Here is a 12,756-nt window from a genome sequence, read left to right on the forward strand (position 1 = left end):
CAAAATTTACGCCCGTTTTGTTAGAGAATCGCCAATTATAGGCGGAGCGCCGGGTAAGGGATGCCCGCCGGTTAACGGTCATCCGTAAGCGCCTGGAACAGGCACCGGCTTTCCCTTTCGGAAAGCCGGCCTGCCTGCTGCCGGCGGTTGCCGGTACCCCTTTGTGGTCAGGCAACTTCCACGATCAGTTCGCGGGCATCGCGGCGCACCTTTTTAGCGTGGGCCAGGAAGTCGTTTTCGGCGTCGCGGTAGCCCAGGGGCAGCAGGGTAACGGCCCGCAGCCCCTGCTCTTCCAGTTGCAGCAGGGCATCCACGGCCTGGGGATCGAAGCCTTCCATAGGAGTGGCGTCCACCTGCTCCACGGCGGCGGCGGCGATGGCCGTACCAAAGGCGATATAGGCCTGGCGGGCGGCCCATTCGGCTTTCTGCTCGCGGGTGCGGTGGTGCACGATGCCGAGCAGGGCGCCCTTAAATGCTTCGAGGCTTTCGGCCGACACGCCCCGGGTGGCGACAATGTTTTGGATATAGGCTTCCACCTGCGCTTCGGTCACGTCGGTCCAGGCGGCAAAGACCAGCAGGTGCGAGGCCTCGGCGATCTGGGGCTGGTTGTAGGCGGCGGGCTGCAGCTTTTTGCGCAGCTCCTCGTTCTCGATCACCAGGATGGTATAGGGCTGCAGGCCCATGGAGGAAGGCGCCAGCCGGGCGGCGTCGAGGATGTTCTGGATTTTCTCGGGAGCTACTTTCTGGCCATTCATCCGTTTGGCGGCATACCGCCACTGGAGCGCATCGATCAGGTTCATACAAAGTTTATTTTGTGGTTATGATTTCTAACGGTGTTAGGCGCCGGGGGAAAGAAAAAGGAGCTCCGCTCCCACCACCCTGGCCACTTTAATAACACCGTTAGCAAATGTATGAAGTGTTATTTATTCTGCAAACCTGTAGGCCGAACAATAACATTTCGAAAACATTTGGGCCCGGAAAAAATCTTTTGCTTTTTGCAAAATTGATTTTGCAAAATCAATTTTGCATCCTAGCTTTGATTTAGCAAGTACGCAAAGGCACCCCCGGGGGCCGACCCAACAATAACGATTCATACACTCACCGTCAACTCTATTTTATGCTTCAGAAACCTAACGTTGTTTGCTTTGGCGAGATCTTATGGGACATCCTGCCCACGGCCACCCAGCCTGGTGGCGCCCCCATGAACGTGGCTTACCACCTGAACCAGCTGGGGATCCATACCACCCTTATCAGCCGTGTCGGCGCCGACGAACGGGGCGAAAAGCTGACCGGCCTGCTGCGCTCCTGGAACCTTTCGGCCGACTTCTGCCAGACCGATACCACCTATGCCACCAGCGAGGTGCATGCCGTGGTAGGCGAGCACCACGAAGTCTCCTACAACATCCTGTTTCCCGTGGCCTGGGACCATATCGAATACCGGCCCGAGTTCCGGCCCCTGCTGCAACAGGCCGATGCGCTGGTGTTCGGCAGCCTGGCCACCCGCAACGCCCCCTCCCGCGAAACCCTTCATTCCCTGCTGGAAACCGCCTCCTACAAGGTGTTCGACATCAACCTGCGCGCCCCCAATTACACCCCCGAAAACATTGAACGGCTGCTGTACCGTACCGACCTGCTGAAGCTGAATGTCGCCGAGCTGGAAATGGTCACCCACTGGTTCCATGACATCTGCCATACCGATTCGGACCGCGTGAAGCTGCTGCAGGACAAGTTCGGCATCACCGAGGTGCTGGTGACCCGCGGCAGCAGCGGCGCCTCCTACTATACACAGGACCTGCGGCTGGACATCCCGGCCTACAAGGTGCCGGTAGCCGATACGGTGGGCAGCGGCGACGCCTTCCTGGCCGGCTTCCTGGCCAAACGCCTGCAGGGCGCTTATACCGACACCGCCCTTTGCTATGCCGTGGCCTTGGGGGCGTACGTGACCATGCACCACGGCGCCTGCCCCGCCTACAGCCTGGACCAGCTCGAAGCCTTTAAAACCCGCAAGGAACAGGAAGTAGCCTTCCAGGAACAGGCCTCTGCCGCCCGTTACGGCCTGGCAGTGTAAACCTCCCCCCTCGCAAAGCACTCCCCTCCCGGCCTGTGACAGGCCGGCAGGGCGCCTCTTGCCCTCCCCACCCTTTTTCCTCCCTCTTCGCTTATTTATTCACTCCTCAATTGTTTGTCTATGAACCCCGCTCGCTCCCTTGCCCAACCCGCCCTGACCGTTTCGCAACCCGAAAACACCCGGGTGGCCGAAGGCAAAAAACCCTCCTTTACGGAAAAGAAATTTGTTGTTACCCTTATTTTCGTCACCTCCCTGTTCCTCCTCTGGGGACTGGCCATCACCATGGGCGATGTGCTCAACCGGCACTTCCAGGATGTGTTGCATGTATCCAAGTCCGAGTCGGGCCTGGTGCAGTTTTCCATTTTTGGCGCTTATGCCGTCATGGGCATCCCGGCCGGGTTGTTTATGAAACGGTTTGGTTATAAAAAGGGCGTGCTGCTGGGATTGTTGCTCTATGCTGCCGGCGCCTTCCTGTTTGTGCCTGCCGCCAATGCCGGCTCCTTTACCTTCTTCCGCCTGGCCCTGTTTGTACTGGCCTGCGGCCTGGCTACCCTGGAAACCGTTGCCCATCCGTTTGTAGCGGCCCTGGGGCACCAGAAATTCAGTGACCAGCGGCTGAACTTTGCCCAGTCGTTCAACGGCCTGGGTGCGGTGATCGGGCCCCTGATCGGCGGTTACTTCCTGCTGCGCGGCGGCCAGGACGGCAGCCACGACCTTTCTTCGGTAAAGCTGCTGTACCAGGTGATCGGCGGTGTGATCGTGCTGCTGGCACTGGGCTTTTCACTGGTAAAAGTGCCCCAGCTTTCCTCCCAGGATCATGCTGCGGAAGCAGGCGGCCAGGTGGTGCCCCTGGAAGGCGGCAAAAAGAAATCCCTGTTTGCCCATAAGCACTTCGTTTGGGCGGTGGTGGCACAGTTCTTCTGCGTGGCCTCGCAGGGCGGCACCTGGGCCTTTTTTATCAATTACGGCGTGGAGAAGATGGGCTTTACCGGTGAAACCTCGGCCTATTATTTTGCCCTGAGCATGGTGATGATGATGATCGGCCGGTTCGTAGGTACGGCGTTGATGCGCTACATCGCCCCCAACAAACTGCTGGCGCTCTTTGCCCTCGGCAGCATCCTGAGCTGCCTGGTGGTGGCGCAGAGCTGGGGCTGGCCTTCCTTTATCGCCCTGCTGCTGATCAACTTCTTTTTCAGCATCATGTTCCCCACCATCTTCAGCCTCGGCCTCAAGGACCTGGGAGCGCATACGCAGCAGGCCTCTTCCTTTATCGTGATGGGCGTTGTGGGCGGCGCCGTCTTCCCGCCGCTCATGGGCCTGGTAGCCAACCACGATGTGGCCGCCGCTTATTACCTGCCCATTATCTGCTACGTAGTGGTGTTCCTGTTCGGAACGAAGCTCTTTAAAGTGAAATCGTAAAGCGTCAAGGGTCAATGGCCAATAATCATCCGTAAATAGGCCATTGACCCTCCTTCCCCTCTCTTTACTCATCCCGCATTACTCATCTTCTTATTCTTCTTATCATGGTAAAATTTGGAGCATCGATTCTTTCTTGGATACCGAAATGGACACCGGAAGGAGGATTATATGCCATTCAGAAAACCGCCGCCGCCGGCTTCGACCTGCTGGAAATTTCGCTGCCTTCCTCGCTGGAGCTGGACGCCGCCACCGTAAAAAAGCAACTGGACCGCTCTGGTATTGAAGGACGCTGCTCGCTGATCCTTCCCAAAGACTGCCACCTGCCCCTGTATCCCGAAAAAGGCCTGCGCCACCTGAAAGGAGCGCTGGATAAGGTGGCCGAAATGGGGGGCAATTTCCTGGGCGGCGTGCTGTACGGGGCCATCGGCGCCTTTAGCGGCGAACCCTGCACCGCCCATGAAAAAGCCCTCCTGCGGCAGGTATTTACCGAAGTGGCCGCCTATGCCGGGCAACGGGGCATCACGGTAGCGCTGGAACCCATCAACCGCTACGAGACCTATGTGTTGACCTCCGCGGCCGAAACCCTGGAGCTGGTCCGCTCGACCGGTGCCGCCAACCTGGCCCTGATGCTCGATACTTTTCATATGAACATCGAGGAAAACAGCTTTTACCATCCCGTGGTACAGGCCGGAAACCGCCTGCGCTACCTGCACATGACCGAAAACGACCGGGGTATGCTGGGCGAAGGGAACGTGCGCTGGGACGACCTGTTCCGGGGGTTGGCACAGGGGGGCTTCAACGGCTGCCTGGTGCTGGAAAACTTTTCCTCCGAACTGGCCGAACTGGTAGGACCCACCTCGCTCTGGCGGACGTCCCGCTACAATTCCGAAGACCTGGCCACCGGCAGCCTCCGCTTTATGCAGGAAAAAGCGAAACAATGGGGACTGGTGGAAACAAGCCTGGAATGTAAACCGTAACATCCCGGAAAACGTAAACTGCAAAACAGTAAAATGTAAATGGGAACATAAGGACAAGGCATTTTTTTCCCTCCTGATATTCCCCTCCTCTTTCTTCAGTTGCCTGCTTTTATCCTCCTTTTACATTTTACATTTCCCGCCCGCTCTCCGCTTCCGCTTCAACAACGTTTTAAATGCACTTGCCATGAAAGTACTCCTCACAATGCTGCTTAGCGTTATTCTTTTATCCTTCACCTTACCGGCGGTTTGCCAGCCGGTGATCGCCAACAAAAAATTTTCACTGGGTTCCACCGGGCGGGTGGGCTTCGGCTATTCGCCGTCGTTGGAAGGCCGTACCGGCCGTTCGCTCAACCTGCGGGGCCAGGGATCCATCGGCGGCCGCCTGGAACAGGGCGATTACATAGACCTGCTGCCCGCCCTGCATTTTACCCCGGCCAATGCCCATAAGGATACCACCGACATCGTTTTCCAGGCCCGCCTGGGTCTGTATTCCGGCGGCGGCCAGTTCCTGGCCAATGTCAACTCCCGCTCGCTCGACGGGCTGACCGTTAGCCTGCCCGAAGCCTTCGTGGAAGCCCGCAACATTGCCGGCACCAAATGGTCGGCCTGGGCCGGCGCCCGCTACATGCGCCACGATGACATCCACATCAACGACTATTTTTACTTCGACGACCACTCCTCCGAAGGGTTTGGGGTATCCTATAAAAACACCTCGCTGACCGCTGTTTTTCCCGCTGTCATGGATACTTCCGGCACCCCGCCGCCCTACACCTTTGTCAATACGGCTGCGGGAACACCGGCGCGTTCGCTGCGCCAGCGCACGGTGCTGATCGGCGAACAGATCCTGCCCCTGCCCGGTGGCGGCAGCCTGAAGCTGATGGGAGAATACCACCGCATGCACAAAGTGGTGAAAAATTCCGATCCGCAATACCCCGGCGACAACGGCTGGGTGCTGGGCGCCAAGCACCACACGCCCCTTTCCACGGTAAAGAAAGGCTCGTTCCAGGACCTGTCGGCCCGTATCGGCACCGGCATCGCCAACGGCGGCGACAACGGCGACACCAAGACCTGGATCACTTACGGGGCCCCCGATTTTTCGACCCGCAAATTTACCGGCGCTTATTCGGTAGCGGTAGTGGAACACTTCCTGCTGAACCTGTCGAAGCGCTTCAGCCTGAACGGCTACGGCCTGTTTACCAAGAGCCGCGGCGCCGCCGGCTACCAGACCGGCAAGGATTATTACGGCAAGACCACTTTTAATAAAAAGACCGACATCGCCGCCGGCTTCCGCAGCTTCGTGTACCTGTCCGACTGGTTCCACCTGCTGAACGAAGTACATTATACCCTGCGCCGCGACGGCGACGACCCCTATGCTTCCATGTTGAAATTCACGGTGGCGCCTACACTGGTTCCCACAGGTGAACGCGATCCCTGGGCACGCCCCCACATCCGGGCCATTTTTTCCGTGGCCCATTACAACCGGCAGGCCCGCGACAATGCCTATTCCGCTTTTTTGCAACAGGCCGGCAACAAGTCCTGGGGCACTTTCCTGGGCGTACGCTGCGAATGGTGGTTGTTTTAAGGCTTCAGCCCGGCCCCCGTAGGCGGGAGCCGGGCTAACATCTTACACCGAAGCTCGTTCAATCAGTTGCGCCTTTACCTTCACCTGGTTCTTTTTTACTTTGGGGCCGGCGCCCAGCTCGCCCATGAGGATCTTGACGGCCGTCTGGCCGATCTTATCCACGTCCTGCCGGATGGCGGTCACTTCCGGGGTATAGTTGGAAAAAACGTCGTGGTCGTCGAAACAGATCACCGCCAGGTCGGCCGGTATTTTCAGCCCCAGCTTTTTCATGCTGCCCAGGCCCATCACCCCCAGGTAGTCGGTATCGAAAAATACGGCATCGAGGCCGGGACGGCTTTTTAGAAAATCGGCAATGATTTGCGCTCCTTCGGGCTTTGTACAGTTGTGCTTTACCTTTAGAATATTTTCTTCCTGCACCGGCAGCCCCTGCTGCTCCAGCGCCGCCCGGTAGGCCTGCAGCCGGTCGAGCATATGGTTCAGCGGCAGGTCGATGGTGACGAAGGCAATGTTTTGATAGCCCTTGTGCAGCAGGTGTTCCATGCCTTCGGTAATGGCCGAAAAGTTATCGGTCAGCACATAAGGCACGTCCAGGTCGGGAAAGTAGGCGTCGAGGAGCACCACGGGCTTGCCCTGTGCGGCCAGGGCGGTGATATCGTCCTTCATGCCCACCGTCGGGGTTACCAAAAAGCCGTCGAGCAGGCGCTGCGACAGCATATCGATCAGCGCCCGGCCTTTTTCGGGATCGTTATCCGTGCTGCAATAGATCACCTGGTAGCCAAACCGCTCCATGGCTTCCTGCAGCACTTTGGCCAGCGAGCCGAAAAAGTTCCCGGAAATATTCTCCACCAGCAGCCCGATGGTCATGGACTTGCCGGTACGAAAGCTCACCGCCAGCTGGTTGGGCTTGTAGCCCACCTTCTCCACCACCTCCATCACTTTGGCCTCCAGCTCTTTGCTGATGCGACGTTCGCGGGCCTTGCCGCTCACCACCAGCGATACGGTGGAGGGCGCCACCCCAGCCATTTTGGCTATCTCACTAATGGAAATCTTTTTCATATCGTCCGGGCAAGATACTAAAAAGAAACCCAGTCCCTGCCGGCGGTCATGATTTGCGAGCCCTGCCGTTGACCGGAGTCATTCATTACGTTGATCCGTATCAGATGCACGGTAGGGAAAAATGGTACCTTTACGCCACCAACCCATACTCCTGAAAAGCCCTAACGTTAGCTCAATCCCTGCCTTTATTTTTTTCTAACCGGCACAGACCGTTGCCGCGCAACAGCCTGGCCACAAACCTTCTTACCGCATCATGAGCATTAACAACGTTGAAGCGCTGAACCAAAAGATCGACCAGATCCGTCAGGCGCAAAAGCAGTATGCCACCTATACGCAGGAACAGGTGGACGAAATTTTCCGCCAAGCCGCCATCGCCGCCAACAACGCCCGTATCCAACTGGCGAAAATGGCCGTAGCCGAAACCGGCATGGGCCTCGTGGAAGACAAGGTCATTAAAAACCACTTTGCTTCCGAATACATTTACAACCAGTACAAGAATGAAAAGACCTGCGGGGTCATTGAAAACGATGAGGCCTTTGGCCTGGCCAAAATAGCGGAGCCCATCGGCGTGGTGGCTGCCGTGGTGCCCACCACCAACCCCACCTCTACCGCCATCTTTAAGGCGCTCATTGCGCTGAAAACCCGCAACGGTATTATCTTCTCGCCCCATCCCCGCGCTAAAAACTCGACCATAGCCGCCGCCCGCATCGTGTACGATGCTGCCGTGGCGGCCGGCGCCCCCGAAGGCATCATCGGCTGGATCGACGAGCCTTCCGTGGAGCTGTCGCAGGTGGTGATGGCCAAGGCCGACCTGATCCTGGCCACCGGCGGCCCCGGTATGGTGAAAGCGGCCTACTCTTCGGGCAAGCCCGCCATTGGCGTCGGCGCCGGCAACACGCCCGCCATCATCGATGAAACCGCCCACCTCAAAATGGCCGTCAACTCGGTGCTGCTCTCCAAAACCTTCGACAACGGCATGATCTGCGCCTCCGAACAGTCGGTGATCGTGGTGGATGAAGTGTACGACGAAGTACGCCGGGAATTTCTGGAAAGAGGCGCCTATATTCTCCAGCCCGACGAGGTGGATAAAATCCGCCAGCTCATTCTGGTCAACGGCGTCCTGAATTCCCAAATCGTGGGTCAACCGGCCGCTAAGATCGCCGCCCTGGCCGGCATATCGGTGCCGGAAGAAACCAAGGTGCTGATCGGCGAAGTGGACAGCGTGGAGCTGGAAGAACCGTTCTCGCACGAAAAGCTGTGCACCATCCTGGCCATGTACCATGCCCCGGACTTTGACGAAGCCCTCAAAAAGGCGGTACGGCTGGTAGAGCTGGGCGGCTTCGGCCATACCTCGGTGCTCTACACCGACCCGGTGAAAAGCGCCGCCCGCGTGGAAACTTTTGGCGTTTCCATGAAAACCGGCCGCACCATCATCAACATGCCTTCCTCGCAGGGCGCCATCGGCGACATCTTCAACTTCAAGCTTTCTCCCTCCCTTACCCTGGGTTGCGGTTCCTGGGGCGGCAACTCCGTTTCGGAGAACGTGGGGGTGAAACACCTGCTCAATATCAAGAGCGTGGCCAACCGCAGGGAAAACATGCTGTGGTTCCGGGTGCCGGAAAAGACCTATTTCAAGTACGGCTGCCTGCCCGTTGCCCTCAGGGAGCTGAAGGAACTGGGACGCAAAAAAGCCTTTATCGTCACCGACAGGGTGCTGAACGAGCTGGGCTTCCTGGAACCCGTGATCAAAGTGCTGGAAGAGAACGGCCTGGACATCCGCGTTTTCTCGGACGTGGAACCCGATCCCACCCTGGCCTGCGCCCGCAAGGGAGCCGAGGAAATGATCTCCTTTAATCCCGATACGGTTATTGCCCTGGGCGGCGGATCGCCTATGGATGCCGCCAAGATCATGTGGGTGCTGTACGAGCATCCGGAGGTGCGGTTCGAAGACCTGGCCATGCGCTTCATGGACATCCGCAAGCGGGTGTACCCCTTCCCCAAAATGGGTGAAAAGGCGCTATTCGTAGCCATTCCCACTTCCGCCGGTACGGGTTCCGAAGTAACGCCCTTCGCGGTGATCACCGATGAAAAGACCGGCATCAAGTACCCCCTGGCCGATTACGAGCTGACGCCGGATATCGCCATCGTGGACGCCGAGCTGATGATGCGCATGCCGCACGGCCTCACCGCCGCTTCGGGCATCGATGCGCTGACCCATGCGCTGGAAGCCTATGTGTCGGTGCTGGCCTCGGAATACACCAACGGTTTGGCCCTGGAAGCCATCCGGCTGATCTTCAAATACCTGCCGCTGGCATACACCGAAGGCGCCACCAACATCAAGGCGCGGGAAAAGATGGCCCATGCCGCTACCATCGCGGGGATGGCGTTTGCCAACGCCTTCCTGGGCGTCTGCCACTCGCTGGCGCATAAGCTGGGCGCCACCCACCATATCGCCCACGGCGTAGCCAACGGGCTGCTGATCTCCGAAGTGATCCGCTTCAACGCGGTGGACAACCCGCGCAAGCAGGCGGCGTTCCCGCAGTACAAATACCCCAATGCCAAGTGGCGCTATACCCGCATTGCCGATTACCTGGAACTGGGCGGCACCAGCGACGACGAAAAGATCGAGCTGCTGGTGAAAGCCATCGACGAGCTGAAAGCCAAGGTAGGCATTCCCGGCTCCATCAAGGAATACGGTGTCAACAGGGAACGGTATTACGCCACCCTGGACGAGATGTCGGAGCAGGCGTTCGACGACCAGTGTACCGGCGCCAACCCGCGCTACCCGCTGATCAGCGAGCTCAAACAGATCTACATCACCGCCTACGAAGGCCGTAAACAACAGGTGACCCAGGAAGTCCCTGCCGCGGAACTGGTGGCGGAAGGATAAGCACCGTGAATGCTTTTGAATAAAATCCCGGCGGCCGGAGGGCCCCGGGATTTTTTTTCGTCCCATTCCAGCCTCCCTGCAGGTGATCCCGACCGGTACCCCCAAAAGCCATCTATGAAGAATTTCTTGAAAAAGCGTAGCTTTCCGCTCCTTCCCGACAGAAAGCATGTTTCCCGCGAAAACCTGTTCCGCACTCTTTTTCCCGTGACTGAAAGCACCGGATTCTTCGTAACCCTGCAAGCAGGTAATGGAACAAAAACAGAATCATATGAAACGATGCATCTTCCTGTCGCTGCTCTTCCTGTCGGTTTTAAGGGGCAACGGGCAAAACGATACGGTAGCACGCAGAGGCGGTTTAGTGGCGCTGAACTTCAGCCAGGCATCCCTGACCAATTGGGCGGCCGGCGGGCAGAACGCAGTGTCCGGGAATGCGATTGTAAACTACTTTTCGCAGTATAAAAGAGGGAAAAAGGCCTGGGACAACAACTTCAGCCTGGGGTATGGCCTCATCATGCAAGGCAAGGCCAACCGCTTTATCAAAAGCGATGACAAGATAGACCTGACCTCCCGTTATGGATGGGAAGTGAGTCGCCGCTGGAATATTTCCGCCCTGGTCAATTTCCGCAGCCAGTTTACAGCCGGCTATGCCTACCCGAATGATTCGGTGGTCATTTCGAGGTTTTTTGCCCCTGCCTACCTGACCATCGCTCCCGGCTTCGATTACCGTCCTGGCGCGGATTTTTCCCTGTTTTTATCGCCCGTAACCACCCGTTTCATTTTTGTTACGGACAAGCGGCTCTCGCAGGCGGGAGCGTTCGGGGTGGACCCCGGAGAACGCATGCGCCTTGAGGCGGGTGGGTATGTAAAGGCCGCCCTCATTAAAAATCTTAGCGAAGACCTGAACCTGGCGACTTCCCTGGACCTTTTCAGCAATTTCCTGGACCGCCCCGAAAACGTCGATGTCAATTGGCAAATGCTGCTCGTGTTGAAAGTCAGTAAATACATATCGGCCAGCTTGTCCACCCAACTGCTCTATGACGACAACACAAAGGTCACTACCTATAAAAGTGATGGCATAACCGTGGACCGTTCCGGGCCCCGAACCCAGTTTAAAGAAGTTTTAGGGATTGGTTTCGCCTACAAGTTCATGGGGTACAGCCTTCGGTAAGGATCCGGGTTAATTAGTTAAAAACCCGCATCTTTGCCCGGATAGGAATGAACAATACCGGTAGTCATCAATATTCCAGGAAGGTTTTCTTCGTGATCTTCCTTTCTTCCCTTCTGCGGGGTCTCATCGCCTTTACTATGGAACTGGGCAATGACGAGGCGTATTACTGGCTTTACAGCCAGTGGCTGCAGTGGAACTATTTCGACCACCCGCCCCTGGTGGCGCTGTGGGTGCGGCTGTTTACCTTCAATTTGCACGGGCAGGACTATGAAGGACTGGTCCGCCTGGGCAGCGTGCTGGGAGGTGCGGCATCCTCCTGGTTCCTGTACAAAGCCGTCAGCGAGCTGCACTCCCCCAAAGCCGGGTGGCTGGCCGCCTGCCTTTACCACGCCTCCTTTTATGCCGGCATCACCGCCGGCCTGTTTATCATGCCCGATTCGCCCCAGATGGTCTTCTGGACCTTTTCCCTGTGGATGCTGGCCCGCATCTGCACCGACGACCGCCCCTGGACGAACTGGCTGCTGCTGGGAACAGCAGCCGGCCTGTGCATCATGAGCAAGGTCCATGGCGTATTTATCTGGGTGGGCCTGGGCGCCTTCCTCCTGCTGAAGAAACGCAACTGGCTGACCAATCCCAGGCTGTATGCGGCCCTGCTGCTGACTGTCCTGATCGCCAGCCCTATCTTATTGTGGAACATCCGGTACGAATTCATTACCTACCGGTTTCACAGTGAACGGGTCATCACCAGCCAGTTCCCCATCGACCTGGGTCGCTTCCTAGGGGAGGTGGCCGGCCAGATTGCCTTCAACAATCCGTTTAACGTGGCGCTGATCGTGGCGGCGCTGGTGTACTGGCGCCGGCGCCGGCTGGAACTGCGGGAAAACCTGCTCCTCTTCGCCCTCATCGGCCTGCCCCTGCCGATCATATTGCTGTACCTTTCACTGTACCGCGATACGATGATCTACTGGAGCGGTCCGGGATATGTGGCCCTGCTGCCGCTGGCGGCCATCCACCTGGCCGAGTCCACCCAAAAACAAGGGTGGCCCCGGCTGCACCGCTGGAGCCTCGGCACCTTTTTCTTTGTATTGACCGGCTGGGCCCTGGTGGTCCACCTGTTCCCGGGCACCTGGGGCAGCAAAAAACCGCAAACCCTGGGGGAGGGCGACCTGTCGCTGGATGTTTACGGCTGGCGGCAGGCCGGGGAACGCTTTGGCGAATTTTACCGCAGCGAGGTGGCCAGGGGCCTGATGCCCGCCGGCGCCCCGCTGGTCTGCTACAAATGGTGGGGCGCCCATATCGAATACTATTTCGGCCGGCCCCTGGGCACCGGCGCCATCGGACTGGGGTCCATCAACAACCTGCACCACTACCTGTGGCTGAATGCCCGCCGCCAACCGAAGGTAAATCTCAGCAGGGCGTATTGCATCGTCCCCTCCGACGAGACCTACGATGTTGCCCGCCGCTATTCCGGCTATTACCGCCACATTTCCCTGGTGAAGGTCATTTCCATCCTGCGTCGCAACGCTCCCGCCCATAACTTCTACGTGTACCGGCTGATGGGATGGAAAAACCAACTGCCCGTTGTCCACTGAAAAA

General features: G+C 57.9%; 9 protein-coding genes. 7 read left to right on the forward strand and 2 right to left on the reverse strand.

Translation table 11 applies throughout. The annotated features are described in order from the left end of the window. Positions 1 to 167: 167 nt before the first annotated feature. A complete protein-coding gene (locus V9K67_RS17015; protein WP_336724422.1) occupies positions 168 to 800 on the reverse strand; it encodes an NAD(P)H-dependent oxidoreductase in 633 nt (210 codons plus the stop codon). Positions 801 to 1,117: 317 nt separating this feature from the next. Here V9K67_RS17015 and V9K67_RS17020 point away from each other — a divergent pair, with 317 nt between their 5' ends. The 4 genes from V9K67_RS17020 (at position 1,118) to V9K67_RS17035 (ending at position 6,046) form a co-directional block, all read left to right on the forward strand. Continuing rightward, the gene (locus V9K67_RS17020; protein ID WP_336724423.1) at positions 1,118 to 2,068 is read left to right on the forward strand and encodes a carbohydrate kinase family protein; all 951 of its coding nucleotides are present in this window, start codon (positions 1,118 to 1,120) and stop codon (positions 2,066 to 2,068) included. Between the two features lie 120 nt (positions 2,069 to 2,188). Next, entirely contained in the window at positions 2,189 to 3,487 is a 1,299-nt protein-coding gene (gene fucP, locus V9K67_RS17025) for an L-fucose:H+ symporter permease (RefSeq protein ID WP_336724424.1), read from the forward strand. Between the two features lie 104 nt (positions 3,488 to 3,591). Next, a complete protein-coding gene (locus tag V9K67_RS17030; protein WP_336724426.1) occupies positions 3,592 to 4,464 on the forward strand; it encodes a sugar phosphate isomerase/epimerase family protein in 873 nt (290 codons plus the stop codon). A 184-nt stretch (positions 4,465 to 4,648) separates the two neighbouring features. Continuing rightward, complete coding sequence (locus V9K67_RS17035; RefSeq protein ID WP_336724427.1) at positions 4,649 to 6,046, forward strand: carbohydrate porin; 1,398 nt, start codon at positions 4,649 to 4,651, stop codon at positions 6,044 to 6,046. A gap of 42 nt (positions 6,047 to 6,088) precedes the next feature. Here V9K67_RS17035 and V9K67_RS17040 read toward each other — a convergent pair whose 3' ends face one another. Then, complete coding sequence (locus tag V9K67_RS17040) at positions 6,089 to 7,102, reverse strand: LacI family DNA-binding transcriptional regulator (RefSeq protein ID WP_336724429.1); 1,014 nt, start codon at positions 7,100 to 7,102, stop codon at positions 6,089 to 6,091. A 253-nt stretch (positions 7,103 to 7,355) separates the two neighbouring features. Here V9K67_RS17040 and adhE point away from each other — a divergent pair, with 253 nt between their 5' ends. The 3 genes from adhE to V9K67_RS17055 all read left to right on the forward strand — a co-directional run bounded on the left by adhE (position 7,356) and on the right by V9K67_RS17055 (position 12,752). Continuing rightward, entirely contained in the window at positions 7,356 to 9,992 is a 2,637-nt protein-coding gene (gene adhE / locus V9K67_RS17045) for a bifunctional acetaldehyde-CoA/alcohol dehydrogenase (protein WP_336724431.1), read from the forward strand. A 268-nt stretch (positions 9,993 to 10,260) separates the two neighbouring features. Then, on the forward strand, positions 10,261 to 11,160 hold the full coding sequence (locus tag V9K67_RS17050; RefSeq protein ID WP_336724432.1) for a DUF3078 domain-containing protein: 900 nt from the start codon (positions 10,261 to 10,263) through the stop codon (positions 11,158 to 11,160). A gap of 137 nt (positions 11,161 to 11,297) precedes the next feature. Continuing rightward, positions 11,298 to 12,752, forward strand: a complete 1,455-nt coding sequence (locus V9K67_RS17055) for an ArnT family glycosyltransferase (protein ID WP_336724434.1) — start codon at positions 11,298 to 11,300, stop codon at positions 12,750 to 12,752. Positions 12,753 to 12,756: the final 4 nt, after the last annotated feature.

The sequence above is a fragment of the Huijunlia imazamoxiresistens genome, from assembly GCF_037132455.1.
GTDB lineage: Bacteria > Bacteroidota > Bacteroidia > Chitinophagales > Chitinophagaceae > Flavisolibacter > Flavisolibacter imazamoxiresistens.

Excerpts from the sequence above, each read along its gene's own strand:
- V9K67_RS17020 (WP_336724423.1), top strand. The coding sequence starts at position 1,118 with ATGCTTCAGAAACCTAACGTTGTTTGCTTTGGCGAGATCTTATGGGAC.
- V9K67_RS17050 (WP_336724432.1), top strand. The coding sequence starts at position 10,261 with ATGAAACGATGCATCTTCCTGTCGCTGCTCTTCCTGTCGGTTTTAAGG.
- V9K67_RS17040 (WP_336724429.1), bottom strand. The coding sequence starts at position 7,102 with ATGAAAAAGATTTCCATTAGTGAGATAGCCAAAATGGCTGGGGTGGCG.
- fucP (WP_336724424.1), top strand. The coding sequence starts at position 2,189 with ATGAACCCCGCTCGCTCCCTTGCCCAACCCGCCCTGACCGTTTCGCAA.
- V9K67_RS17015 (WP_336724422.1), bottom strand. The coding sequence starts at position 800 with ATGAACCTGATCGATGCGCTCCAGTGGCGGTATGCCGCCAAACGGATG.
- V9K67_RS17055 (WP_336724434.1), top strand. The coding sequence starts at position 11,298 with ATGGAACTGGGCAATGACGAGGCGTATTACTGGCTTTACAGCCAGTGG.
- V9K67_RS17030 (WP_336724426.1), top strand. The coding sequence starts at position 3,592 with ATGGTAAAATTTGGAGCATCGATTCTTTCTTGGATACCGAAATGGACA.
- adhE (WP_336724431.1), top strand. The coding sequence starts at position 7,356 with ATGAGCATTAACAACGTTGAAGCGCTGAACCAAAAGATCGACCAGATC.
- V9K67_RS17035 (WP_336724427.1), top strand. The coding sequence starts at position 4,649 with ATGAAAGTACTCCTCACAATGCTGCTTAGCGTTATTCTTTTATCCTTC.